This window comes from Pseudomonas sp. Z1-14, assembly GCF_051132005.1.
In the GTDB taxonomy this organism is placed as follows: domain Bacteria; phylum Pseudomonadota; class Gammaproteobacteria; order Pseudomonadales; family Pseudomonadaceae; genus Aquipseudomonas.
The window spans coordinates 6,240,622-6,264,089 of the sequence record NZ_CP071646.1 but is presented as its reverse complement, the minus strand read 5'-3'; the positions used below and the strand labels follow the sequence as shown (position 1 = coordinate 6,264,089).

Annotated in this window: 22 protein-coding genes; 9 read left to right on the top strand and 13 right to left on the bottom strand. The window is 61.2% G+C overall.

Annotation, left to right across the window (positions count from 1 at the left end; all coding sequences use genetic code 11):
- Nucleotides 1–226 precede the first annotated feature (226 nt).
- From gltP to J3P89_RS28595, 4 genes are all read right to left on the bottom strand, one after another.
- On the bottom strand, nt 227–1,558 hold the full coding sequence (gene gltP / locus J3P89_RS28610) for a glutamate/aspartate:proton symporter GltP (protein ID WP_434654574.1): 1,332 nt from the start codon (nt 1,556–1,558) through the stop codon (nt 227–229).
- 701 nt (nt 1,559–2,259) lie between these two features.
- Nucleotides 2,260–2,724, bottom strand: coding sequence for an inhibitor of vertebrate lysozyme family protein (locus J3P89_RS28605; protein WP_434570764.1), 465 nt, complete (start codon nt 2,722–2,724; stop codon nt 2,260–2,262).
- Nucleotides 2,725–2,726: 2 nt separating this feature from the next.
- Entirely contained in the window at nt 2,727–2,891 is a 165-nt protein-coding gene (locus J3P89_RS28600) for a DUF1328 domain-containing protein (protein WP_003177151.1), read from the bottom strand.
- A gap of 80 nt (nt 2,892–2,971) precedes the next feature.
- Nucleotides 2,972–3,259: a hypothetical protein gene (locus J3P89_RS28595; protein ID WP_434696364.1), complete on the bottom strand. Its 288-nt coding sequence runs from the start codon at nt 3,257–3,259 to the stop codon at nt 2,972–2,974.
- A 436-nt stretch (nt 3,260–3,695) separates the two neighbouring features.
- Between J3P89_RS28595 and algB the strand changes: the two genes are divergently transcribed.
- Both algB and J3P89_RS28585 read left to right on the top strand, forming a co-directional pair.
- On the top strand, nt 3,696–5,042 hold the full coding sequence (gene algB, locus J3P89_RS28590) for a sigma-54-dependent response regulator transcription factor AlgB (protein WP_434626944.1): 1,347 nt from the start codon (nt 3,696–3,698) through the stop codon (nt 5,040–5,042).
- A 10-nt stretch (nt 5,043–5,052) separates the two neighbouring features.
- Entirely contained in the window at nt 5,053–6,843 is a 1,791-nt protein-coding gene (locus J3P89_RS28585; protein ID WP_434696362.1) for an ATP-binding protein, read from the top strand.
- Between the two features lie 7 nt (nt 6,844–6,850).
- Here the strand turns inward: J3P89_RS28585 and J3P89_RS28580 are convergent, their stop codons facing one another.
- From J3P89_RS28580 to J3P89_RS28550, 7 genes are all read right to left on the bottom strand, one after another.
- Nucleotides 6,851–8,464, bottom strand: a complete 1,614-nt coding sequence (locus tag J3P89_RS28580) for an EAL domain-containing protein (RefSeq protein WP_434698072.1) — start codon at nt 8,462–8,464, stop codon at nt 6,851–6,853.
- A gap of 75 nt (nt 8,465–8,539) precedes the next feature.
- Nucleotides 8,540–9,319: an N-acetylmuramoyl-L-alanine amidase gene (locus J3P89_RS28575; protein ID WP_434696361.1), complete on the bottom strand. Its 780-nt coding sequence runs from the start codon at nt 9,317–9,319 to the stop codon at nt 8,540–8,542.
- Between the two features lie 97 nt (nt 9,320–9,416).
- Nucleotides 9,417–11,471 (bottom strand): diguanylate cyclase, encoded by a 2,055-nt coding sequence (locus J3P89_RS28570; protein ID WP_434696360.1) that lies wholly within the window; start codon nt 11,469–11,471, stop codon nt 9,417–9,419.
- Entirely contained in the window at nt 11,468–12,346 is an 879-nt protein-coding gene (locus J3P89_RS28565; protein ID WP_434696359.1) for an endonuclease/exonuclease/phosphatase family protein, read from the bottom strand. Before J3P89_RS28565 ends, J3P89_RS28570 begins: the two co-directional genes overlap by 4 nt.
- 14 nt (nt 12,347–12,360) lie before the next feature.
- Nucleotides 12,361–13,002: a thiol:disulfide interchange protein DsbA/DsbL gene (locus tag J3P89_RS28560; protein WP_434570751.1), complete on the bottom strand. Its 642-nt coding sequence runs from the start codon at nt 13,000–13,002 to the stop codon at nt 12,361–12,363.
- A gap of 186 nt (nt 13,003–13,188) precedes the next feature.
- Nucleotides 13,189–13,800, bottom strand: coding sequence for a c-type cytochrome (locus J3P89_RS28555; RefSeq protein ID WP_305497775.1), 612 nt, complete (start codon nt 13,798–13,800; stop codon nt 13,189–13,191).
- Between the two features lie 45 nt (nt 13,801–13,845).
- Entirely contained in the window at nt 13,846–14,136 is a 291-nt protein-coding gene (locus J3P89_RS28550) for a c-type cytochrome (RefSeq protein WP_030138991.1), read from the bottom strand.
- Nucleotides 14,137–14,327: 191 nt separating this feature from the next.
- Between J3P89_RS28550 and yihA the strand changes: the two genes are divergently transcribed.
- Nucleotides 14,328–14,969, top strand: a complete 642-nt coding sequence (yihA, locus tag J3P89_RS28545) for a ribosome biogenesis GTP-binding protein YihA/YsxC (RefSeq protein WP_025211089.1) — start codon at nt 14,328–14,330, stop codon at nt 14,967–14,969.
- A gap of 434 nt (nt 14,970–15,403) precedes the next feature.
- Here yihA and polA read toward each other — a convergent pair whose 3' ends face one another.
- Nucleotides 15,404–18,172: a DNA polymerase I gene (gene polA, locus J3P89_RS28540; protein ID WP_434696358.1), complete on the bottom strand. Its 2,769-nt coding sequence runs from the start codon at nt 18,170–18,172 to the stop codon at nt 15,404–15,406.
- A 74-nt stretch (nt 18,173–18,246) separates the two neighbouring features.
- On the opposite strand from polA, the gene J3P89_RS28535 reads away from it, so the two are divergent.
- Together J3P89_RS28535 and J3P89_RS28530 are read left to right on the top strand one after the other, a co-directional pair.
- Nucleotides 18,247–18,534, top strand: a complete 288-nt coding sequence (locus J3P89_RS28535; RefSeq protein ID WP_122567709.1) for a DUF2782 domain-containing protein — start codon at nt 18,247–18,249, stop codon at nt 18,532–18,534.
- Between the two features lie 59 nt (nt 18,535–18,593).
- A complete protein-coding gene (locus J3P89_RS28530; protein WP_434626929.1) occupies nt 18,594–19,544 on the top strand; it encodes a homoserine kinase in 951 nt (316 codons plus the stop codon).
- Nucleotides 19,545–19,671: 127 nt separating this feature from the next.
- Here the strand turns inward: J3P89_RS28530 and J3P89_RS28525 are convergent, their stop codons facing one another.
- Nucleotides 19,672–20,598 (bottom strand): zinc ABC transporter substrate-binding protein, encoded by a 927-nt coding sequence (locus tag J3P89_RS28525; RefSeq protein WP_434696357.1) that lies wholly within the window; start codon nt 20,596–20,598, stop codon nt 19,672–19,674.
- 66 nt (nt 20,599–20,664) lie between these two features.
- Between J3P89_RS28525 and zur the strand changes: the two genes are divergently transcribed.
- Genes zur through J3P89_RS28505 form a run of 4 tightly spaced genes read left to right on the top strand, consistent with a single transcriptional unit; the run spans nt 20,665 to nt 23,461 of the window.
- Nucleotides 20,665–21,147: a zinc uptake transcriptional repressor Zur gene (gene zur, locus J3P89_RS28520; protein WP_053126886.1), complete on the top strand. Its 483-nt coding sequence runs from the start codon at nt 20,665–20,667 to the stop codon at nt 21,145–21,147.
- The gene (znuC, locus tag J3P89_RS28515; protein ID WP_434673165.1) at nt 21,147–21,929 is read left to right on the top strand and encodes a zinc ABC transporter ATP-binding protein ZnuC; all 783 of its coding nucleotides are present in this window, start codon (nt 21,147–21,149) and stop codon (nt 21,927–21,929) included. The genes zur and znuC overlap by 1 nt, the downstream gene beginning before the upstream one ends.
- Nucleotides 21,922–22,710: a zinc ABC transporter permease subunit ZnuB gene (znuB, locus tag J3P89_RS28510; protein WP_249876777.1), complete on the top strand. Its 789-nt coding sequence runs from the start codon at nt 21,922–21,924 to the stop codon at nt 22,708–22,710. Before znuC ends, znuB begins: the two co-directional genes overlap by 8 nt.
- A 37-nt stretch (nt 22,711–22,747) precedes the next feature.
- A complete protein-coding gene (locus J3P89_RS28505) occupies nt 22,748–23,461 on the top strand; it encodes a PA5502 family lipoprotein (protein ID WP_434696356.1) in 714 nt (237 codons plus the stop codon).
- Nucleotides 23,462–23,468 lie beyond the last annotated feature (7 nt).

The following is a 23,468-nucleotide window of genomic DNA, read 5'->3' as shown; positions in this document are numbered from 1 at the left end:
AATGATAGCGGGGCCCGCAGAAACGACAAACCCCGGATTTCTCCGGGGTCTGGTTGGCACTGCACAGGAGGTCCTGTGGGAGCGAGCTTGCTCGCGATGGCGGTGTGTCAAGCAACTTTAATTTTGACTGAACTGACGCTATCGCGAGCAAGCTCGCTCCCACAATGACCGTGGTTGTTCAGGCGCGTAGCTGCTGGCCCAAACTCCCACATTTGATTTTCAGTAATCAACGGCTGGAAGTTTCCCCCGCCGGCAGCGGCTCCTTGCTGCGCCAGTGCGGCAGGGAATTCCAGTAGCGCTGGCCCTTGGCATCGTCGTACATGCCCTCCCAGCGGGAGATGACCAGCACGGCCAAGGCGTTGCCGATGACGTTCAGCGCGGTACGGGCCATGTCCATGATGCGGTCGACGCCGGCAATGAACGCCAGGCCTTCCAGCGGAATACCCACGCTGCCGAGTGTCGCCAGCAGAACCACGAAGGAGACGCCCGGCACGCCGGCGATGCCTTTGGAGGTGACCATCAGGGTCAGCACCAGCAGCAACTGCTGGCTGATCGACAGGTCGATGCCATACAACTGCGCGATGAAAATCGCCGCGATGCTCTGGTACAGCGTCGAGCCATCGAGGTTGAACGAGTAACCGGTAGGAACCACGAAGCTGCAGATAGCTTTCGGCGCGCCGTACGCTTCCATCTTCTCGATCACGCGCGGCAGCACGGTTTCGGAACTGGCGGTGGAATAAGCCAGCACCAGCTCATCCTTGAAGATGCGCATCAGCTTGATCACCGAAAAGCCGAATAAGCGCGCGATCAGGCCCAGCACCACAAAAGCGAAGAAGGCAATGGCGACGTAAACCAGGATCACCAGTTTCGCCAATGGCAGCAGGGAGGCGAAACCGAAGTTGGCGACCGTCACCGCGATCAGCGCGAACACGCCGATCGGGGCGTAATTCATGATCATGTGAGTGACTTTGAACATGCTCTCCGACACGCCCTGGAACATCTTCACCAGCGGGTCGCGCAGATCCGCTTGCAAGCTCGACAAACCGAGGCCGAACAGGACAGAGAAGAAAATGATCGGCAGCATCTCGCCGCGGGCAACCGCCGCGAAGATGTTCGACGGAATCAGGTTGAGGATGGTCTCGATGAACGCATGTTCATGCTGGACTTCGGCGGCGGTGGCCTGGTACTTGGAGATATCCACCGTGCCCAGGGTGCTCATGTCGATGCCACTGCCCGGCTGGAAGAAGTTGGCCAGCAACAGGCCAACGACGATGGCAATGGTAGTGACGATTTCGAAGTAGACAATCGTCTTGAAGCCGATGCGCCCCAGTTTCTTGGCGTCACCCACGCCAGCAATACCGACGATCAGCGAAGAGATCACGATCGGTATCACGATCATCTTGATCAGACGGATAAAGATATCGCCCGCCGGTTGCAGCACGTTGCTGATCCACCAGGCCTTCTCGGCACTGAAGTGGTTGAGCAGCGCACCGATTGCAATCCCGAGCACCAGACCGATGAGGATCTGCCAGGCGAGGCTTAGTCGTGCCTTCTTCATATCATTACCCTTACTTCAGTTTGACTCGGGCAGTGACATGAACCGATCAGCGTAGACGATCGCAATTCGTGTCCTCTGCCCCCGTATAAGGTTGCCCCGAGCGGCCACGGCGGCTCACTGGCAGGCGAAAAAAGGCGCAACTATTGCGATGCAAGGGGGGATCGTCTAATGCCGTAAACGCCTACCCTATGCCGAATCGGCATGAGATTACGCGAATGAAACGCGCGTCCCAGCCGGTTCGAAGACGCCATTTATGCGGGTATAACTGCCGTGGACCGGCCATTTCAGCGTAGCCGGGCTCAACCTGGCTTGCGCGGAAGGCGATGAAAGGACAGCGCATCAAGCCTGCGTTGATCATGAAAACGCCATGGGCGCTCTCCGATATACGGTCAGGCATCAATGGAGAAAGGAATTTGGCGAGGCAATACGCCGCAACACATGCGACGACTCTAGCGGGAAGGGAGCAACCGCTCTAGCACAACGGTTAGCAGCTCAAGCTCTCCGCAAGTTCGCTAAAGCCAAGATGGCTTTGCGAACTTGCGTCGCAGCTTTTTACCTGACCCGGCCCTTTCGCAGGCACCCCTTGTGCCCGTAGGTCACTCCGACCTTCAATGGTCAGAACGTCCCAGCCCCCTGGTCATGCGACGGCCCTCCTCGGGCCTCGCAGAAAGAAAGACATGGCTGTCTTCCTTGTTTTCAAGTCAGTACCAATTCGGATCTTTCTTGAGCTGTTCCATCAACATTTCCTGCATACCTTCGTCGGGGTTGCCGAGAAAGCGGTAGTCCGCATGGCGGGTTGGCGACTTGTCGGCCGGCAGTCCGGCGGGGACCTCTACCAACAATGCGTAGGCCTCGTCCTTGTCGAAGCTGAAAGCAACGAACAGGCGCTTGCTGCGGCAGGTATCCTGGGTTTCGCACAAGGGGCCGACCAGATATTTATCGCCGTCCTCCTCGACCGCGTTCATCTGCTCGGAAGCACCGGTCAGGTTCATGACCCACTCCGGCAGACGCTCCTCCTTTTTGACCACTTGCTGCCAGGTCTCACGGTACTGCGGATCTGCCTGAAGCACTTGGTTGACCCGCATCTGTCCATCATTGGCAGCCATTGCCATGGCGCTGCCGCCCAGAAGCAGGGCGGCGGCCAGTCCTTTTAATGACCGATTCATGGTCAGCCTCGGCCGCGACGGCCAAAGAAGAACGAAGCGATGAACATGACCAGGAACACGACAAAGAGAATCTTGGCGATGCCCGTGGCGGTGCCCGCGATACCACCGAAGCCCAGTACGGCAGCAATGATGGCAATGATCAGGAAGGTAATTGCCCAGCTCAACATGATGATTCTCCTTACACTTTTTTATTTAGTTAGGGTCTGGCGGTAATGGTTCCGACACAACGGACAGCCGGTTCGGCGGGTCAGAAGACCCAGCGTTCTTCACGGGGCATCTCGTTGGCGGTCTGCGCCTGGTCAACTTCCATCATGCGCATCGAAGCGGCTGCATCGGCGAGGTTGCTGACGGAAGTGAAATGGGTCTGGGGAGCTCGTTGAACCGATACCAGCGGCGCTTCCGGCTGTTGGCTTTCGTGCCAGAGCATTAATTGCTGACCAGCCAAGAGAGTAATCAACAGGGCGACGACAGCCCAAAGGCCCTGCTGGATATGCAGGGGGCTGATGCGAAATTGGGCGGCACATTGACGATTCATCCTGGAATTCCTCCCCACCCTAGCGGTGATCTGGTTGAGGCGCTCAAACGCCACGTTGACTAGGACATTGCAGCCGCCGTGCCAGAAATAAAGTGCGCATTAAAACGTTTAAAATCAACATGTTATGAACAGAATAAAAACTAGCCGGGGCGCATCCTGCACGATGGCCCAGCCAAGTGTCGTGCGTTCTGCACGACTCCCCACAGAAGAGGCGTAAGATTCTTTTTGAATTGAAAGTCGGAAATGGATGTCGGAATGAGCGAGCCGAAACGTATGAAGCCCGGAGGCGGGGGAAAATCGCTTTAAAATCAGTTTGTTGTGAACCGATGGTCCACAGACGTACGCTCGATGGGTAATATTCAGTCAGAATCGACCATGCAACTTGCCCGATTTTTCTGACACTAATCATCATCATTCTTTAAGGAGCGTAGGAAAAATGGAATCCGCCACTGAGCATCAAGGCCGCATTCTGCTGGTAGACGACGAGTCCGCCATCCTGCGTACCTTCCGTTATTGCCTGGAAGACGAAGGCTATACCGTCGCTACCGCCAACAGCGCAGCCCAGGCCGATGCCCTGCTGCAGCGCCAGGTGTTCGACCTGTGTTTTCTGGATCTGCGCCTGGGTGAGGACAATGGCCTCGATGTGTTGGCGCAGATGCGCATCCAGGCGCCATGGATGCGCGTCGTCATCGTTACCGCGCATTCCGCGGTGGACACCGCCGTCGACGCGATTCAGGCCGGTGCCGCCGATTATCTGGTCAAGCCGTGCAGCCCTGACCAACTGCGCCTGGCAACGGCCAAGCAGTTGGAAGTGCGCCAGCTGTCCGCCCGGCTCGAAGCCCTCGAAGGCGAGGTGCGCAAGCCCAAGGATGGGCTTGACTCCCACAGCCCAGCAATGAAAGTGGTGCTGGAAACCGCCCGCCAGGTCGCCAGCACTGACGCCAACATTCTTATTCTTGGCGAGTCCGGCACTGGTAAAGGCGAGTTGGCGCGAGCCATTCATGGCTGGAGCAAACGCGCGAAAAAATCCTGCGTCACCATCAACTGCCCATCGCTGACCACTGAGCTGATGGAGAGCGAACTGTTCGGCCACAGCCGTGGCGCATTTACCGGCGCCAGCGAAAGTACCCTGGGGCGCGTCAACCAGGCCGATGGCGGGACGCTGTTTCTCGACGAGATCGGCGACTTTCCCCTCGCACTGCAGCCCAAGTTGCTGCGCTTCATTCAGGACAAGGAATACGAGCGAGTGGGTGACCCGGTCACTCGCCGTGCCGATGTGCGGATTCTCGCGGCGACCAACCTCAACCTCGAGGACATGGTGCGCGACGGGCGTTTTCGCGAGGACCTGCTGTATCGCCTAAACGTGATTACCCTGCACCTGCCGCCATTGCGCGAGCGGGCCGAAGATATCCTGACCCTTGCCGATCGCTTCCTGGCGCGCTTCGTCAAGGAATACGCACGCCCGGCCCGGGGTTTCAGCGATGAGGCCCGCGAAGCGCTGCTGGGCTATCGCTGGCCCGGCAACATCCGCGAACTGCGCAACGTGGTCGAGCGCGCCAGCATCATCTGCCCACAGGAAAAAGTCGAGATCAGCCATTTGGGCATGGCCGAACAACCGGTCAACAACGCCCCGCGGATCGGCGCGGCGCTGAGCCTCGACGAGTTGGAGAAAGCCCACATAGGCGCAGTGCTGGCCACCGCCGACACGCTGGACCAGGCGGCAAAGACCCTGGGTATCGACGCCTCCACGTTGTATCGCAAACGCAAGCAATACAACTTATGAGCGCCATCTAATGAAACTGGCGATGAAGCTGCGCACACGGCTGTTTCTCAGTATATCGGCACTGATTACCGTGGCGTTGCTGGGGCTGCTGCTCGGCCTGGTCAGCGTCATGCAGATGGCCAATACCCAGGAACAATCGGTGCGTGACAACTTCTTCTTGCTGGACCTGGGCCTCAAGCTGCGCCAGACACTCGGTGATCAATTAATGATCATGCTGGAGGAAAAGCCCGACCTGACAGTGCTGGAACAATCCAAACGGCAGTATTTCGAGTTGTTGGATGAAGGCATTGCCCATGAGGAGCAACTGGCTGAATCGACCACCAGCTTCAGTCGCGCGAAAGCCGACTACCTCAGTTTCCTCGAGGCCTTCGAGGCCTCTCGTCGGCAACCGACACAACTGACTGGCATCCAGGACCTGACGCAAAAATTCAACGTGCTGCGCGGAGGGTTGATCGAAGGCTACCGTCATGCCCTGAACAAGATCAGCGAAACCCAGGACCGCGCCCGCGCCCGGGCGTTGCTGATTTCCGGCCTGCTGGGGTTGGTGGGATTGGCTGTGCTGATCATCGGTTTCATTACCGCCCACGGCATCGCCCGACGTTTCGGTGCGCCGATCGAAGCCCTGGCCGCGGCGGCGGATGATATCGGCCAAGGCAATTTCGAAGTGACCTTGCCGGTTTCCTCGGCGGCTGAACTGAACCTGCTGACGCGTCGCTTCGGCATCATGGCCCAGGCATTACGGGAACATCAGGCCACCAATGTGGACGAATTGCTTGCCGGCCAGCAGCGCCTGCAAGCGGTCCTCGACAGCATCGACGACGGCTTGCTGATGATCGACCGCCAGGGCCGCCTGGAACACCTCAACCCGGTGGCCCAGCGTCAACTGGGCTGGGACGAGGAGCGCCTGGGCCAGGGTTTGGGCGAGGCCCTTGGACGCGTCGAGCTGGATGAAGAGCTGCAACTGGTACTGCGCGGTGGCACCCAGGAGCGCGCACCGGACGACTTGAGCATCGAAGTGGATGGAGAGTCCCGGGTGCTGACTTACAGCCTCACGCCCGTCATCCATACCCAGGGCCAGATTCTCGGCGCGGTGATGATCCTGCACGATGTCACTGAACAACGCGCCTTCGAACGGGTACGCAGCGAGTTTGTCTTGCGTGCGTCCCACGAGTTGCGCACACCGGTGACAGGCATGCACATGGCGTTCGGGCTACTGCAGGAACGCATGCACTTTCCCGAAGATTCACGCGAGGCGGACCTGCTCAACACCGTCAACGAAGAAATGCAGCGGCTGATGCAGCTGATCAACGACCTGCTGAATTTTTCTCGCTACCAGAATGGCCTGCAAAAGCTCACCCTGGCGCCTTGCTCCATCGAAGACCTGCTGGAAACGGCCAGGATGCGCTTTGCCAAGCAGGCGCAAGAGAAGGGCATCGAGCTGCTCGTGGAGATCCAGGGCCCCTTGCCGCGCCTGCACGCCGATGCCGCGCAACTGGACCGGGTCCTGGACAATCTGATCGACAACGCGATGCGCCACACCAACGGCGACGGCCAGATCCGCCTGCAGGCCCGGCGCCACGGCGAGCGGGTGATCATCAGCGTCGAAGATAATGGCGAGGGCATTGCCTACGGCCAGCAAGGACGCATCTTCGAACCCTTCGTCCAGGTCGGGCGCAAAAAGGGCGGCGCCGGCCTCGGTCTGGCGCTGTGCAAGGAAATCGTCCAGCTCCATGGCGGACGCATGGGCGTTTATTCGAGGCCAGGGCAGGGCACTCAGTTCTACATGGCCCTGACCGTCTGAGGAGCCATCAGGCTTCGTCGTCCAGGCGCCGTCCAAGCAGGCGCCGCCCGCGTGTAATCAATTCGATAAGCTGCACCGCGCTGAGCGCATGGGCGAACAACCAGCCCTGGCCGAACTTCACGCCTTCACTGCTCAGGTAGGACGCCTGGGCCTCATGCTCGATGCCTTCGGCGATCACCTTGAGTTCCAGGGCGTGGGCCATGCGGATGATGTGCGGGGCCACGCCACTGCTGGCGGCATCATGACCCAGCGCATCGATGAAGGCCTTGTCGATTTTCAGGCAATCAACCGGCAGCGTTTGCAGATAGGCGAGGCTGCAATAGCCGGTGCCAAAGTCATCGATCAGCACCTGATGCCCGACATCGCGCAGCGATTGCAAATTATCCCTCGCAACCAGTACATCAACCAGCCCGCGCTCGGTCACTTCAAAGGCTATCTGGCGCGCCGACACCCGATGCAGCGCCAACAAGCGGGCAATCACCTCGCCGATGCGCGGCACCATCACGTCACACGCCGCCAGGTTCACCGAGATATACAGGTGCGGGTTGGCCCGCAATAGCTGGCCCAACTGGTCGAACAGCCGCTGCAGGACGAAATCGGTGATCTGGCGTATCTGCCCGGTATTTTCCGCCATCGGGATGAACAGGTCCGGACTGGTCAGCGTGCCGTCCGGCCGCCGCCAGCGCAGCAGCGCTTCGGCACCGACGCAGTTGCGGCTGTGCAGATCGAAGATCGGCTGGTACAAGACCTGCAATTCACCCCGCCGGATAGCCCCGTGCAACTCGGCATCCATGGACTGGCGCTGGCGCACCAGCAGGAAGACCTGGAAGCCGATCCCCAGCCCCAGCATCAGGCTGATGGGCAACATCCACCAGGCATTGGCCGGAATGCGCAGACCGTTGCGCGGTGCAATGAGCACCAATTGGTACTCCGGATTGTCGGTCGGCATCCGATAGATCAGCCGAGTCTGGGTCACTTGCAGAGACTGTTGGCTTTTCAGTGGCCAAGGCTCTGTCGGAGGCCAACGCTGCGCACTGCCCAGCACCGGAATCGCCCGCTCGCCATGGTCCAGGACCACCAGCAGGCTGCTGCCGGGCGGCAGGTCGACCACATCGGTCAGGTGCCCGCGGGACGTGGCGACACGGAAATTGCCGCGCCCCAACATCAACGCCGCGCGATTTTCGTCGGGCTCGGTGGTGGTGTTGAGCCAGTAGCTGTAGGCCGGGCCGCGCAGATCGGGCGGACGAACCAACGACATACCGCTCTGACGCGGTCGATTCGAGCAGACACCGTTGGCATCGAGATAAGCCGCCTCATAGACAAAGCGGTAGCTGAAGCTCACCTGCTGCAACGTGGCGATCATGTCGTCGTTGCAGCCGCGCAGCGGTTGCGCCTGCAAATCGTCGAGACTCTCGCGCAACTGCCCGAAAAGCTGTTCCAGCCGCTGCAGGAAACGCTCGCCCTGGGCATTCATCTGCTCGCTTTCACGCTGCTGGATCTGCTGCATCACTACAAACAGGCTCCCGGCCAACAGCAGCACCGTACTCAGGGCAGCCGCCATCATCGCCAGAAAAATAGGGCGATGGAGCCAACTCTGCAGGGTTTCGCGTGCAGCCGTCATCATCGGTAATCCGAAAGTTACCAATGAGTTATAGCTGCTGTTTTGGATTCGGCCCGATCAGTCGGACGAGCGTCATTATTTTGTCTGGTTAAGCACCTGCAAAATTGCCGCACTTTGGGCGTCCGGCGCGCCGTCGAAACGGCTTGGCCGGTAGCGCATCTGGAAGGCGGCCAATACCTGATGGGTGGCGACGTCCCACTCACCGGTCCGTGGCGTCGGGTAGCCAAGGCGGGCCAGTTCCGCCTGGAACCAGCTGGCGCTGGGCAGTTGTCCCGCATAAGCCGTCTGCTGACGCGCGACAGCCCCTTCGTCCGGCCAGACACCCAGGCCCGCTTGCGCCAGGCGTTTCCAGGGAAACAGCGGCCCGGGATCCAGCTTACGCATGGGGGCAATGTCGCTGTGGCCAATAATATTGACCGGGTTGATCCCGTTACGGCGGGTGATGTCCTTGAGCAGGACAATCAACGATTGCACCTGGGCTTCGCTGTAGGGGTACCAGCGCCGTCCTTCAGGCGTGTCGACATAGCCCTGATTGACGATTTCGATGCCGATGGAGCTGGAGTTGAGCCAGGTGCGGCCCTGCCATTCGCTTTCCCCGGCATGCCAGGCGCGCCGGCTTTCATCCACCAGTTGGTAGATGGTGGCGTCCTTATCGTCGCCGATCAGGTAATGGGCGCTGACTTCGCCATGGGTCAGCAGGGCCAGGGAGCGCTCCAGGGAGGCGGAGGTGTAATGAACCACCACAAACTGGATGCGGCTGTCGTGGTTGACGGAAGGATGGCTGGTATCGAGCCGAGGGCCGCTGGCGCATCCGGCCAGGGCAATCAACGAAAGAATGATCGGGAAAAATTTCATGGCGAGGACATGCCCGAAGAAAATAATGCAACAGTGTAACGTATCGCCCAGTAATGATCCGACCGGTAATTGGATATTACAAAAAGGAAGTTGCGCCTTAGCCCAACTCCACGCGGTTGCGTCCCGCGCTTTTAGCCCGATATAGCGCCTGATCGGCTCTTTTCAACACCAGATCGCTGTGCTCGCCCGGCTTGAACGCCGTCATGCCCATGGATACCGTGACCGTGACCGGCTCGCCCTTGAAGTGGAACGGACAGGCTTCGATGGCGGCGCGCAAGGCCTCGGCCAGCTTGGCGCCTGCGGCCAGCGACGTGTCGGGCACCAGCAGGACAAACTCCTCACCACCAAAACGGGCGATGAAATCACTGCCGCGCACGCGCTTGCGCAGTACCGAGGCAATCAGCTTGAGCACTCGGTCACCGGCCAGATGACCGTAGTTGTCGTTGATCCGCTTGAAATGATCGAGGTCGAGCATGGCGATCAACAGACTGTTGCCGTGCCGCTGCCACTGCTCGACCTCATGTTCGAGACGCTCGGTCCAGGCGGCGCGGTTAGGCAGCCCGGTGAGCGGATCGATGAGCGCTTTTTGCCGTTGCTCTTCCAGATTCTCCCGGACAATCAGGGCGTCCTGTTCCATCAGTGCAACGCGCTCGGCGAGGCTCTTCAGACGGGCTGAAACTTCCTTCTCACGCTGGTCACGCTGCTTCTGATGCTGATCCATCGTGCCGATCAGGCCTTCGAGATGATTCTCCAATACCTGCTTGAGGCCTTCCAGGTCGTCGGCTTGCTGCACGCTGCTCTGCAAGCCATCCACCTGCTCGCGAATCTGGTTGTTCATTTCCCTGGAGGCGGACAGGTTATCGGCGTGGTCCTCACTGGCGGCCTGCAACGTGCTCTGGAAAGATTCCAGTCGATCGTTGAGTCGCTGCAGATACGCTTCGAATTCATGCTGGCCACTGTCAGTGATCGCCAGCATGAGGACCGCCAGATCGTCGAGGATCGGCAGTAACTCGTACCAGTTCAAGCCGTTTCGCAGGCGCTCGCGCATGGCCTCGGCTTGCGGGCGGTGGCGCTCGGGCAGCGTCAGGTCGCCCAGCAGGCCGAGCAAGGTGTCTTCGATATGCCTGGCGACCGAACTGTAGGAAGGTTCCGGGGAGTCGGGCAGGGCGTAGTGGGTCTCATCGGGATCAGCGGATGCCTCAGGCGCCACAGGTTCGGCGGGTTCCGCAGGGGCGATCGGTGCCTCGTCGAGCGGCGGTTCACCCGGCGTCAGTTCGTCGGGATTGTCCAGCGCCGGTACCGGTTCGGCGGGCTCAGGGTCGATCGGTGCCGGCTCGGCGGTCGGCTGGGCAACAGAGGCAACCAATGCTGGCACGGACGCCGGGGCAGGCTCGTCGACCTGAGTATGGGACTCAACCGGCGCTGGCGGCGCATCTGGTGTGGGGGGGTGCTCGACCAGCGGTTCAGGTTCAGGTTCAAGTTCAAGTTCAAGTTCAGGTGCAGGTGCAGGTGCAGGTGCGGCGGAGGGCGCTTCGGCGGTCGGCTCGGTAGGAGCCGAAATAACCGCCTTCGGCTCAGGCGTAGCGCCGGGTTGGGCAGGCTCGGGCGACGGTAGCGGCTCTTCATGGCCATGACCGCCGAACAATCGTTGCAGCAGGCCCGGACGGCTCGGCTCGTCGGGCGCGTCCAGCGCACCCAGCGCCTTGCCCTGCAGGCTGCTCAGCTCGCTGAGCAGCAACGGGATTTCCCGGGCCTGGCCAACCCGGGTCTCCAGTTGCTTGGAAAACTTCTTCAGGGGCCGGCTGACGTCCTTCGGCAGCGGCAGCTTCTGCAGCTGGGCGACCAGGGCGGTCAGCGCGGCGCTCATCTGTTCTACCCGGGTCTCGCGGCGCTGCTCGGAATCGAGTACGGCTTTTTCCAGGCGCGGCAGCAGGGCGGCGAGGGCGGCGTCCATGTCATCGGTGCGCACCACTTCGCGCATCTCTTTCATGCACTGGTCTACCGCGCGATCGGTGCCTTCGGCGGCCAGGGTGCTGCGCACCAGGCCACGACGCAGCAGGTCGAGCCGGGCGTCCCAGCGACGCTCGAGCTTTTCCTGTTGCTCGATGCTCTTGAGGTATTTCTCTCTCCAGCGTTCGGCGTCGTCGCTCATTCATCGGATCCGCGAGGGGCAGGACTCAGCGCGGGAAATGCATCGGCCGTGAGCGAACCCGGCAAACGTATTTCGACCGCGACCGGCAGGTGATCGGAAATGGGCTGGGCCAACACTTCGAACCGTTCGAGGGCCAAGGTAGGGCTCAGCAGGATATGGTCCAGGCAGCGCTGGGGGCGCCAGCTGGGAAAAGTGGCTTCCAGTTGCGGGGCGAGCAGGCCAAGGTCGCGCAGCGGTGAGGTCTGCAACAGGTCATTGGCATGGGTATTCATGTCGCCCATCAGGATCTGATGCTTGTAGCCGCCAATCAACTCACGAATGTAGGCCAGTTGCATGGTTCGGGTCCGAGCCCCGAGAGCCAGGTGCATCATCACCACTACCAGCGCCTCCGGACCTTCGCCGAAACGCGCCAGGATCGCTCCGCGCCCCTTGGGGCCCGGCAACGGGTGATCCTCGATCGTCCAAGGCCGCAGACGACTCAGCACGCCATTGCTGTGCTGGCCGAGACGACCGAGGTTGCGATTGAGTTGCTGGTACCAATAAGGAAACGCGCCCAGTTGGGCGAGGTGTTCGACCTGATTGACGTAGCCGGAGCGCAGGCTGCCGCCGTCGGCTTCCTGCAATGCGACCAGGTCGAAATCCTTCAGCAGGTCGCCGATCTTCTGCAGGTTGCCGGCTCGCCCGGTGTGGGGCAGCAGGTGTTGCCAGCCCCGGGTCAGATAGTGCCGGTAGCGCTCGGTGCTGATGCCCACTTGGATGTTGAAGCTGAGCAACCGCAGGCGATTGTCGGCGGGCAGGCCCGTGGACGTGACGTGATGCTCGTTGACCCGCGGTTCATGCAGGCCAACGATGCGTTCGGTACTCCAGCGGGCCATGGACGTGGCCGCGCTTAGTTGGCAGCAGCCTTGGTGGCCGCCCGCTCTTTGGCGATCAGCTGGTCGGCCAGTTGCAGCGCTTCGTTCGCGCCGCCAGCGGAGCCGATGTCAAAGCGGTATTTGCCGTTGACGACCATGGTCGGTACGCCGGTGATTTCGTATTTTTTTGCCAACTCGCGGGCCTTGGTGATTTGGCCCTTGATGGCGAAGGAATTGAAGGTTGCCAGGAACTTGTCCTTGTCGACGCCTTGGGTGGCGAGGAACTCGGCCATTTCCTCAGGATCGGTCAGGCGCTTCTTTTCTTTCTGGATGGCATTAAACACCGCTGCGTGAACCTGATGCTCAACGCCCATGGATTCGAGCGTCAGGAACATCTGGCCGTGGGCGTCCCATGGGCCGCCAAACATGGCCGGGATGCGCACGAAATTCACGTCCGAAGGAAGCTTTTCAACCCATGGGTTGATGACCGGCTCAAAGGCATAGCAATGCGGGCAACCGTACCAGAACAGCTCCACGACCTCGATCTTGCCAGGCACCGCCACCGGAACGGGGTTGGTCAATTCGACATAAGGGGCAGCGGGCTTTTCAGCCGCTTGGGCAGTCACGCCGAACAGGCTGGCGGCGACGAGCGCGGCGCTGATGATCAGATTACGCATGCTTTACTCCTGGACAATGAGGTGGCCTCGCGGGGCGTGTTTTTCAGACAGGCCGCCACGGGTTCAGTTTCGCTAGTGTAACGGCAGCGGCCACAAAAAAGGGCGGCCAAAGCCACCCTTTTGATGTTTGCACCGACGGATTAATCGGGCGTTAACGTTGCAAGAGGTTTCCCCCTTGCAGCCGCCTCAATGCAGGCCCTGGATGTAGCTCGAGACTGCCGCGATATCTTCGTCGCTCAGCTTGCGGGCGATGGTGCGCATGGTCATCGCGTCGCCGTCGTTGGCACGACCGCCTTCTTCCTTGCGGAAATCGGTCAACTGCTTGGTGATGTACTGGGCGTGCTGGCCACCCAGATGCGGGAAGCCGGCGGCGGCGTTGCCCTTGCCGTCAGGCGAATGGCAGCCCGTGCAGGCTGGCAACCCCTTGGCCAGGTTGCCGCCACGGAACAGCGCCTCCCCCCGTGCCACGAGTTTTGGATCAGCGGCGCCGACGCTGCCTTTCTGGCTGGCGAAGTAGGCCGCGATGTCCGCCAGGTCTTGATCGCTCAGGTTGTTCAGCAGGCCGGTCATTTCCAGCACGACACGCTTGCCGTCCTTGATTTCCTTCAACTGCTTGACCAGGTAACGCTCACCCTGGCCGGCCAGTTTCGGAAAGTTGGGCGCCATGCTGTTGCCATCCGGACCGTGGCAGGCTCCGCACACGGCGGCTTTCGCCTGGCCTGCGGCAGCATCGCCTGCGGCGTGGGCTACACCGGATATCCCCAAGGTCAACAGCAGACTCACGATCAGTTTGTTCATCAGCTAATCCAACTACGGCTAAGGGTTAAGAGTTATGGACCGGGCTTACTCGCTCATCCACTGGATGATGGCTTGGTAATCCTCGGCACTGCAGTCCATGCACAAACCACGCGGCGGCATCGCCTTGAAACCCTGGGTCACGTGTTGCACCAGCGTCCCCATGCCTTTCGCCAACCTCGGCGTCCAGGCTTCGCGGTCACCCTTGCGGGGCGCCGTGGGTAGTTGGCCGGAATGACAGGCACCACAAACACGGTTGTACACAGCTTCCGGATCCTGTGTAGCCTGAGCGCTGTAAAGCGGCATCAAGACACCGGCAGCTAGCAGCCATTTCGTCATAAAACGACCTTTTCAGGGTTGAGAGCGAGCTGCGTTCTAGTGCGCAATTTCGGTCGGTCGCTCCCGTGAACTTCATCCTACGCTGGGACAAAGCGCACACAAAATCTGCGGCATTATATACTGGCGTCACTGAAACGGAAACGACACAGCTTGCCGCGTCCATTCCCGACGCCGCCCACATCGGAAATCCCATGCAACTGAAAAACCCCATCCTTGGCCTGTGCCAACAGTCCACCTTCATGCTCAGCGCCGCCAAAGTCGATCAATGCCCTGACGACGAAGGCTTCGAAGTGGCCTTTGCCGGGCGTTCCAATGCCGGTAAATCCAGCGCGCTGAACACCCTGACCCATGCCAGCCTGGCACGCACCTCGAAAACCCCGGGCCGCACGCAGCTCTTGAACTTCTTCAAGCTAGACGATGAACGCCGTTTGGTCGACCTGCCCGGTTATGGCTACGCAAAAGTGCCGATCCCGCTCAAGCAACATTGGCAGCGTCACCTGGAAGCCTACCTGGGCAGCCGCGAGAGTTTGAAAGGTCTGATCCTGATGATGGACATCCGCCATCCAATGACCGACTTCGACCTGCTGATGCTCGATTGGGCCGTTGCCAGCGGCATGCCGATGCACATCCTGTTGACCAAGGCCGACAAGCTCACCTACGGGGCAGCGAAAAACACCCTGCTCAAAGTGCAGTCGGAAATTCGCAAGGGCTGGGGCGACACGATCACCATCCAGCTGTTCTCCGCGCCCAAGCGCATGGGCCTTGAAGAGGCCTACACGGTGTTGGCGGACTGGATGGAATTGGCGGACAAGGGCAGCGAAGCGGCCGAGTAAGCCAAATCGCAGGCAAAAAAAACCCCGGACTTCGTATGGGGAGGGGGAAGTTCGGGGTCCAAGTTCCGGACCGCTAGGGCGGGGTCCAGATATCTGCCAACACTTAACACAACATAGGAGCATTGAAGGGCTTCACCAGCCATTCAGAATCTCTGAGTAGCAATTCACGGGTTTAGTTCAGATTATTTTTGGTAATAAGCCTAGGAATTTTCAGAGCTAACCCTGCCGTACCTGGAGTTTCGCTCATTCAATGTGGAATGGGTTGGCTGGGCTGACACCGACTCCCCGTGGCGAGGGAGCTTGCTCCCGCTGGCCTGCGCAGCAGGCCCCTGCATTGCTTCGGGCAGACCGAATCGGCCGGTTTGCGGCTGCTGCGCAGCCGAGCGGGAGCAAGCTCCCTCGCCACGAGAGCCCTAAGCCTCAGGACGTGGGAATCAGTGCGCCTCGTCCCAGTTATTGCCCACGCCCACCTCCACCAGCAGCGGCACGTCCAACGTGGCGGCAGCGCTCATGTGCTGGCGGATTTGCGCGCTCACCTGGTCGACCAGGTCCTCACGAACCTCCAGCACCAATTCGTCGTGCACCTGCAGGATGACTTTCGCATCGAGCCCTGACGTCGCCAGCCAGCCATCGACGGCCACCATGGCTTTCTTGATGATGTCGGCGGCCGTACCCTGCATCGGCGCGTTGATCGCGGTGCGCTCGGCGCCTTTGCGCAGGGCAGGGTTTTTCGCATTGATGTCCGGCAGGTACAATCGGCGCCCAAAAATGGTCTCGACGAAGCCTTGCTCGGCGGCCTGGGCGCGGGTGCGCTCCATGTATTCCAGTACCCCCGGGTAACGCGCGAAGTAGCGGTCGATGTAAGCCTGGGACTGCTTGCGATCGACGCCGATCTGCTTGGCGAGGCCGAACGCGCTCATGCCATAGATCAAGCCGAAGTTGATCGCCTTGGCGCTACGGCGCTGGTCATGGCTGACGGCGTCCAGCTCGACCCCGAAGACCTCCGCTGCGGTGGCGCGGTGCACGTCCAGGTCGTTGCGAAACGCATGGAGCAGCCCTGCGTCCTTGGCCAGGTGGGCCATGATCCGCAGTTCGATCTGCGAGTAGTCCGCCGCCAGCAGCTTGTAGCCTTTCGGCGCGACGAATGCCTGGCGAATCCGCCGCCCTTCGGCGGTACGGATCGGGATGTTCTGCAGGTTCGGGTCAATGGACGAAAGACGTCCGGTGGCGGCCACAGCCTGTTGATAAGACGTATGAATGCGCCCGGTGCGGCTGTTGATCTGCTCCGGCAGGCGATCGGTGTAAGTGCTCTTGAGCTTGCTCAGCGAGCGGTACTGCATCAGCACCTTGGGCAGCGGATAATCCTGCTCGGCCAGTTCGGCGAGCACCGCTTCGGCAGTCGACGCCTGGCCCTTGGCGGTTTTGCTGAGCACCGGCAAACCGAGTTTTTCGTAAAGGATCACGCCCAGTTGCTTCGGTGAGCCGAGGTTGAATTCCTCACCGGCGATGGCAAATGCCTCACGCTCCAGTGCCACCAGCTTCTCGCCCAGCTCGACACTCTGGACGCCCAGCAGGTTGGCATCGACCAACGCCCCCTGGCGCTCGATACGCGCCAGGACCGGCATCAACGGCATTTCGATCTCGTTGAGCACCTTGCCCAGGCTTGGCGTGACGGCGAGTTTTTCCTGCAAGGCCTGGTGCAGGCGGAACGTCACGTCAGCATCCTCAGCGGCGTATGGGCCGGCAAGTTCGAGGGAGATCTGATCGAAACTCAGCTGCTTGACGCCTTTGCCGGCAATGTCCTGGATATCGGTCTTGCTTTGCCCAAGGTATTTCAGCGCCAGGCTGTCCATGTCGTGACGAGTCGCCGTGGAATCGAGCACATAGGATTCAAGCATGGTGTCGAAAGCGATGCCCTGCACCAGGATGCCGTTGTTCTGATCACCATCGATAGCGCAATTGGCCAGGATGTTGATTTCAAATTTGGCATGCTGGCCGACCTTGAGCTTGTCCGGGTTTTCCAGCAATGGCTTGAGCGCCTTGAGCACGGTGTCGCGGTCCAGTTGCTCCGGCACGCCCATGTAGGAATGCGTCAGCGGCAGGTAAGCCGCTTCAAACGGCGCAACCGCGAAGGACAACCCCACCAGTTGCGAGTGTTGGGCGTCGCCACCGTTGGTTTGCGTGACCAGGGAAAACAGCGGCGCCTTTTCAAGCTTGGCCAGCCAGGCGTCGAAGCTCGCCTGGTCGAGGATAAGGTCATACCGCTTCTCGACGCCCGCCGCCGGCTCATCAGCGATTTCAACGATTTCCTGCCCGGCACGTTTGGCGTCGCGCTGGTTTTCTTCGAACCAGCTCTTGAATTCCAGCAGGGTGTACAGCTCGGCGAGCTTCTCATGATCCGGCTCGCCCATCTGCAGGTCGTCAAGACCGATATCCAGGGGAACGTCGGTCTTGATGGTCGCCAACTCGTAGGAAAGAAACGCCATTTCCTTATGTTCTTCCAGCTTGGCGGCCAAGGTCTTGGCACCGCGAATCGGCAGCGTGGCAACGATGTCCAGTTGCGCATAGAGCTCGGTCAGGCCACCGTTGACGCCCACCAGCAGGCCGGATGCGGTCTTCGGCCCGATGCCCGGGACGCCGGGGATGTTGTCGGACGAATCGCCCATCAACGCCAGATAATCGATGATCTGCTCCGGAGCGACGCCAAACTTCTCCTTCACGCCAGCCACGTCCAGTGAGCTACCGGTCATCGTGTTGACCAAGGTAATGTGCCCATCGACCAGCTGCGCCATGTCCTTGTCGCCGGTGGAAATCACCACCGGGCGGTCGGCCGCGGCGCTGCTGCGGGCCAGGGTGCCGATCACGTCGTCGGCTTCGACGTTGTCCACGCACAACAAGGGGAAGCCCAGGGCCTTTACGCTGGCGTGCAGCGGCTCGATCTGCACGCGCATGTCGTCGGGCATGCTCGGGCGATTGGCCTTGTATTCGGCGTACAACGCATCGCGAAACGTCCCACCCTTCGCGTCGAAGACCACCGCGAACGGGCTGTCCGGATACTGCTTGCGCAGGCTCTTGAGCATGTTCAGCACGCCCTTTACCGCACCGGTCGGCAGGCCTTTGGACGTGGTCAGCGGTGGCAGCGCGTGAAAGGCGCGGTACAGATAAGAAGAACCGTCCACCAGGACGAGGGGGGCTTGGCTCATGAGCAGGATCAACCTTTTCGGCGGGTCCGGGGCTAGAATAGCGGGACCGTTGACGACAAAGGGACAAGGTTATCATGCGTACACTAAATCGCCTGTTACTGGCTGGCTTGTTTGCATTCACACCGTTGGCCGTCATGGCGGCGGATGACGCTCCTTCGGCGGACCCGGATGTCACCATCCGCACCGAAGGCGACAGAACCATTCAGGAATATCGGCAAAACGGCTTCCTGTACGCGATCAAGGTCACGCCCAAGAACGGCAAGCCTTATTTCCTGGTACGCGCCGACGGCACTGATGCAAATTTCATTCGTTCGGACCAGCCGGATATGCTGATCCCTTCGTGGAAAATTTTTGAGTGGTGATACCGCTCGCGACTTCAACCGGCGCCCGCTGAAGGGCGCCCGTACTGGCAGTTCTAACCATGTCTGTGTTCACGCCCCTGGCTCGGCCCGAGCTGGAAACCTTTCTCGCCCCTTACGGGCTCGGCCGCCTGCTTGATTTCCAGGGGATCGCCGCCGGCAGCGAAAACACCAATTTTTTCATCAGCCTGGAACAGGGCGAGTTCGTCCTGACGCTGGTCGAGCGCGGCCCGGTGCAGGAGATGCCGTTCTTCATCGAACTGCTGGACGTGCTGCACGGCGCCAATTTACCGGTGCCTTACGCCTTGCGCACCACCGAGGGGGTCGCACTGAGGGAACTGGCCGGCAAACCGGCGCTGCTGCAACCGCGCCTGGCCGGCAAGCACGTCAAGCAGGCCAACGCCCAGCATTGCGCCCAGGTCGGTGAATTGCTTGCGCACCTGCACCTGGCGACCCGCGACAACATGATCAAGCGCAAGACCGACCGTGGCCTGGACTGGATGCAGGAGGAGGGCGCCACGCTGTTGTCACACCTCGACGCCGATGCCCGTCAGTTGCTGGAGGCGGCACTGGACGAAATCACCGTGCAGAAAATCGGCATCCTCGCGCTGCCCCGCGCCAACATCCATGCCGACCTGTTCCGCGACAACGCGATGTTCGAAGGCACCCACCTGACCGGGTTGATCGACTTCTACAACGCCTGTTCCGGGCCGATGCTGTATGACGTCGCCATTGCACTGAATGACTGGTGTTCGGATGACGAAGGCATGCTCGATGGCCCGCGGGCGCGAGCGTTGCTTGGCGCTTATGCGGCGCTGCGGCCGTTCACATCCGCCGAGGCGCAACTATGGCCGACCATGCTGCGCGTGGCGTGCGTGCGGTTCTGGCTGTCGCGGCTGATTGCCGCCGAATCGTTCGCCGGGCAGGATGTGTTGATTCATGATCCGAAGGAATTTCAGCGGCGGCTGGCGCAGCGGCAGAAGGTCAGCACGCTGTTGCCGTTCGCCCTTTAGCAACCAGCGGACCTGAATGCCTTTGTGGCGAGGGAGCTTGCTCCCGCTGGGCTGCGCAGCAGGCCCAAGATTTGCGGTTGCTGCGCAACCGAGCGGGAGCAAGCTCCCTCGCCACGAGAGCGGGGTGTTACAACGACTCCAGGCACCCCGCCAGATCATTCCCCAACTTTTCCAGCAATTGCTCATACCCTTGTGCCGTTGCCGGGGTGTAGCCGCCCAGCGCATCCAGTTCGGCCAGCTTCACCGGCAGCCCGGCCACCAGCGTCTCGGCCAGGCGCGGACGCAGCGGCGGTTCGCTGAAGACGCAGGTCTTGCCCACCGCCTGCAAGCGCGTGCGCATCGCCGCCACGTGCTGGGCACCGGGCTGGACCTCGGCGGCCACGGCGAAAACCCCGGCATGCTTGAGGCCGTAGTTGTCCTCGAAATAGTCGAACGCTTCGTGGAACACAAAATACGGCTTGCCTGCGACCCCGGCCAGACGCGCCTTGAGGCGTACGTCCAATGCATCGAGGCGCTGGTTGAAAGCCTTGAGGTTGCTTTCATAGCGGCCCGCGTTCGCCGGATCCGCCGCGCTCAGGTCGGCAGCCATTCTGGCGGCGATCACCCGGGCGTTCAGCGGCGACAGCCACAAGTGGGCATCCACGGTGCCGGGACGATGGTCGTGGTCATGTTCGTCGGCAGGCTCCTCGTCCTCGTGGGACGCGCTGTCCTGGGCGAAATGACGCAACTTGAGCCCCGGCAGATCCTGCACGGCGACGGAAGGCTGCGTACGACCATTCAACACACGCGGCAGGAAACCTTCCATGTCTGGGCCGATCCAGTAAAGCAGGTCCACCGATTGCACCTTCCGTACGTCGGATGGACGCAGCGCATAGTGGTGAGGCGAGGCACCAGGGGGCAACAGCACTTCCGGAACGGCCACGCCGTCCTGCACCGCGGCGGCAATCAGTTGCAGCGGCTTGATGCTGGTTAGCACCTTGACGTCGGCCCGGGCCGGGCCAATCAGCAGAAATGTTGCGACAAAAGCGACAAAGAGCGAAAAAATTCGGGACACGATGACCACTCGAAGAGGCGAGAACGGGTAACATAATAACGTCTCTCACTAAACTCGTCGCTGCCCATGCCCATTACCCCCCTTGCCAGTCGTCCCCATGATCACTCCCATTGCGTGCACAGCGCGCTGTCCGAGGCCGATGCCATTTGCGCGCGCCAGGGCCTGCGGCTGACCGCCTTGCGTCGGCGAGTGCTGGAGCTGGTCTGGCAAAGCCACAAGCCGCTGGGTGCCTACGACATCCTCGCGGTACTCAGCGAGCAGGACGGCCGCCGCGCCGCGCCGCCGACAGTCTACCGGGCGCTGGATTTCCTGCTGGAAAACGGCTTGGTACATCGCATTTCTTCGCTGAACGCCTTCGTTGGCTGCAACCATCCGGAGCACGCCCACCAAGGCCAGTTCCTGATCTGCCGCGAATGTCATGCGGCCATCGAGCTGGAACAGAAGTCCATCAGCGACGCGATCGTCGCCAGCGCCAAGGACGTCGGCTTCGTGGTCGACACCCAGACCGTCGAAGTGGTCGGCCTGTGCTCCGGTTGCCAGGGGGCCTGATGAGCAACGCGTTGATCCGCCTCGAACAGGTGGCCGTGACGTTCGCCGGGCAGAGCGTGCTGGATAACATTCACCTGAGCGTCGAACCGGGGCAGATCGTCACCTTGATCGGCCCCAACGGCGCCGGCAAGACCACCCTCGTGCGCGCCGTGCTGGGCCTGCTCAAGCCGGACAGCGGCAGCGTCTGGCGCAAGCCCCGGCTGCGTGTCGGCTACATGCCGCAGAAACTCCACGTCGACCCGACCTTGCCGCTGTCCGTGCTGCGCTTTCTGCGCCTGGTGCCGGGCGTCGACCGCGAGCGAGCCTTGGCGGCGCTGAAGGAAGTCGGCGCCGAGCAAGTGATCGACAGCCCGGTGCAGAGTGTGTCCGGCGGCGAGATGCAGCGTGTATTGCTGGCTCGCGCCCTGTTGCGCGAGCCCGAGCTGCTGGTGCTCGACGAGCCCGTGCAAGGCGTCGATGTGGCGGGACAGGCCGAGCTTTACAGCTTGATCACCCGCCTGCGCGACCGCCACGGCTGTGGTGTGTTGATGGTGTCGCACGACCTTCACCTGGTGATGAGCACTACCGACCAGGTGGTCTGCCTCAACCGTCACGTCTGCTGCTCCGGGCATCCCGAGCAAGTCAGTGGCGATCCGGCCTTTGTCGAATTGTTCGGAAAAAACGCACAAAGCCTGGCGATTTATCACCACCATCATGACCATTCCCATGACCTGCACGGTTCGGTGGTCAGCGCTCCTTCTGCTTCCAATCATGTTCATGGAGACGGCTGCAAGCATGGCTGATTTTCTGTTGTACGCCCTGCTTGCAGGCCTGGCCCTCGCCCTGGTCGCCGGCCCCTTGGGCTCGTTCGTGGTCTGGCGGCGCATGGCCTATTTCGGCGACACCTTGTCCCACGCGGCGCTGCTCGGCGTGGCCATGGGGTTTTTGCTGGACGTCAGCCCCGCCATCGCGGTGACCGTGGGTTGCCTGCTGCTCGCAGTGGTTCTGGTGACCTTGCAACAGCGCCAGCCGCTGGCGTCCGACACCCTGCTGGGCATCCTGGCTCCCAGCACGCTGTCCCTCGGGCTGGTGGTGCTCAGCTTCATGCGCGACGTGCGGATCGACCTGATGGCCTATCTGTTCGGCGATCTCCTGGCGATCAGTCCGATGGACCTGGCCTGGATCCTCGGCGGCAGCGCGGCGGTATTGCTGTTGCTCGTGGCGCTGTGGCGTCCGTTGCTGGCGGTTACCGTCCATGAGGAACTGGCGCGGGTCGAGGGCCTGCCCGTGGTGGGCCTGCGATTGGCGCTGATGCTGTTGATCGCAGTGGTGATTGCCGTGGCGATGAAGATCGTCGGTGTATTGCTGATTACTTCATTGCTGATCATTCCGGCGGCTGCGGCACAGCGTCACGCCCGCTCACCGGAGCAGATGGCCTTGGGCGCAAGCCTGCTGGGCATGCTCGCGGTGTGTGGCGGGCTGGCGTTGTCGTGGTTCAAGGACACTCCGGCCGGACCATCGATCGTGGTCAGCGCGGCGGCGTTGTTTCTGCTGAGTTTTGTCCTGCCCCGTCGAGGGGTGTAGACTTGCTCGCTTTTTGCGCAATTAGAGAGTCGCAGGAATGAAGCCGTTCGCCTCCCGTTATCTGCTCCTTGTCGCGTTTTCCCTGCTGCTGGGCGCCTGCCAGAGCACGCCGCCGACCGTCGAAACCCCGGATACCCGGGGCCCGGCCATCGCGCAGCTCGAACAGAGCCTGGCCAGCAATGAACTGGCCACCGCAGAAGGTCAGTTGGCCGCGTTGCAAGCCCAGACGCCTGAAGATCCGTCGCTGGAGCCTTACCAGCGGCAACTGGCCGAGGCGTACTTGCGCCGCAGCCAGATCGACCTGCAAAAAGGCGATGTAAACGCCGCCGCCACCGCCCTGAGCCGGGCTCGCGCGCTGATGCCAAAAGCGCCGGCACTTACCGGCGAAGTGAACAGTGCGATCGCCCAGGCCCGCAAGGCCGAGCTGGAAAAAGCCGAAGCCGCCCTCCAGGCCGCCGAAGCCAAGCCGGTTGCAAGGGTGATCGACCCGAGTGCGGAGGCCACCACGGTTGCGCTGAATATCGGCGATATCCAGAAAATGCGTCATCAATTGGACGCCATCGCCGCCGATGTTGTGAATTATCAGTGCGACGTAAGCATCCAGGCCCCGCGCACCGATGATTACCCGTGGTTGGCGACATTGCTGACCAAGCGGGTGAAGAAACTCGATCCCGGGTTTGATTTGAAACTGCAGAAGCAGATCTTGCGTAGCGTGCCGGCGCAAGTGGTTCTGACTCCGCGTAAGCACTGAAAGCTTC

Coding starts and splice junctions, on each gene's coding strand:
- J3P89_RS28560 (WP_434570751.1), bottom strand. CDS start 13,002: ATGCGTAATCTGATCATCAGCGCCGCGCTCGTCGCCGCCAGCCTGTTC.
- algB (WP_434626944.1), top strand. CDS start 3,696: ATGGAATCCGCCACTGAGCATCAAGGCCGCATTCTGCTGGTAGACGAC.
- J3P89_RS28550 (WP_030138991.1), bottom strand. CDS start 14,136: ATGACGAAATGGCTGCTAGCTGCCGGTGTCTTGATGCCGCTTTACAGC.
- J3P89_RS28600 (WP_003177151.1), bottom strand. CDS start 2,891: ATGTTGAGCTGGGCAATTACCTTCCTGATCATTGCCATCATTGCTGCC.
- polA (WP_434696358.1), bottom strand. CDS start 18,172: ATGAGCCAAGCCCCCCTCGTCCTGGTGGACGGTTCTTCTTATCTGTAC.
- J3P89_RS28535 (WP_122567709.1), top strand. CDS start 18,247: ATGCGTACACTAAATCGCCTGTTACTGGCTGGCTTGTTTGCATTCACA.
- znuB (WP_249876777.1), top strand. CDS start 21,922: ATGGCTGATTTTCTGTTGTACGCCCTGCTTGCAGGCCTGGCCCTCGCC.
- J3P89_RS28585 (WP_434696362.1), top strand. CDS start 5,053: ATGAAACTGGCGATGAAGCTGCGCACACGGCTGTTTCTCAGTATATCG.
- gltP (WP_434654574.1), bottom strand. CDS start 1,558: ATGAAGAAGGCACGACTAAGCCTCGCCTGGCAGATCCTCATCGGTCTG.
- J3P89_RS28595 (WP_434696364.1), bottom strand. CDS start 3,259: ATGAATCGTCAATGTGCCGCCCAATTTCGCATCAGCCCCCTGCATATC.
- J3P89_RS28555 (WP_305497775.1), bottom strand. CDS start 13,800: ATGAACAAACTGATCGTGAGTCTGCTGTTGACCTTGGGGATATCCGGT.
- J3P89_RS28580 (WP_434698072.1), bottom strand. CDS start 8,464: ATGACGGCTGCACGCGAAACCCTGCAGAGTTGGCTCCATCGCCCTATT.
- zur (WP_053126886.1), top strand. CDS start 20,665: ATGCCCATTACCCCCCTTGCCAGTCGTCCCCATGATCACTCCCATTGC.
- znuC (WP_434673165.1), top strand. CDS start 21,147: ATGAGCAACGCGTTGATCCGCCTCGAACAGGTGGCCGTGACGTTCGCC.
- J3P89_RS28565 (WP_434696359.1), bottom strand. CDS start 12,346: ATGGCCCGCTGGAGTACCGAACGCATCGTTGGCCTGCATGAACCGCGG.
- J3P89_RS28605 (WP_434570764.1), bottom strand. CDS start 2,724: ATGAATCGGTCATTAAAAGGACTGGCCGCCGCCCTGCTTCTGGGCGGC.
- J3P89_RS28505 (WP_434696356.1), top strand. CDS start 22,748: ATGAAGCCGTTCGCCTCCCGTTATCTGCTCCTTGTCGCGTTTTCCCTG.
- J3P89_RS28570 (WP_434696360.1), bottom strand. CDS start 11,471: ATGAGCGACGACGCCGAACGCTGGAGAGAGAAATACCTCAAGAGCATC.
- yihA (WP_025211089.1), top strand. CDS start 14,328: ATGCAACTGAAAAACCCCATCCTTGGCCTGTGCCAACAGTCCACCTTC.
- J3P89_RS28575 (WP_434696361.1), bottom strand. CDS start 9,319: ATGAAATTTTTCCCGATCATTCTTTCGTTGATTGCCCTGGCCGGATGC.
- J3P89_RS28530 (WP_434626929.1), top strand. CDS start 18,594: ATGTCTGTGTTCACGCCCCTGGCTCGGCCCGAGCTGGAAACCTTTCTC.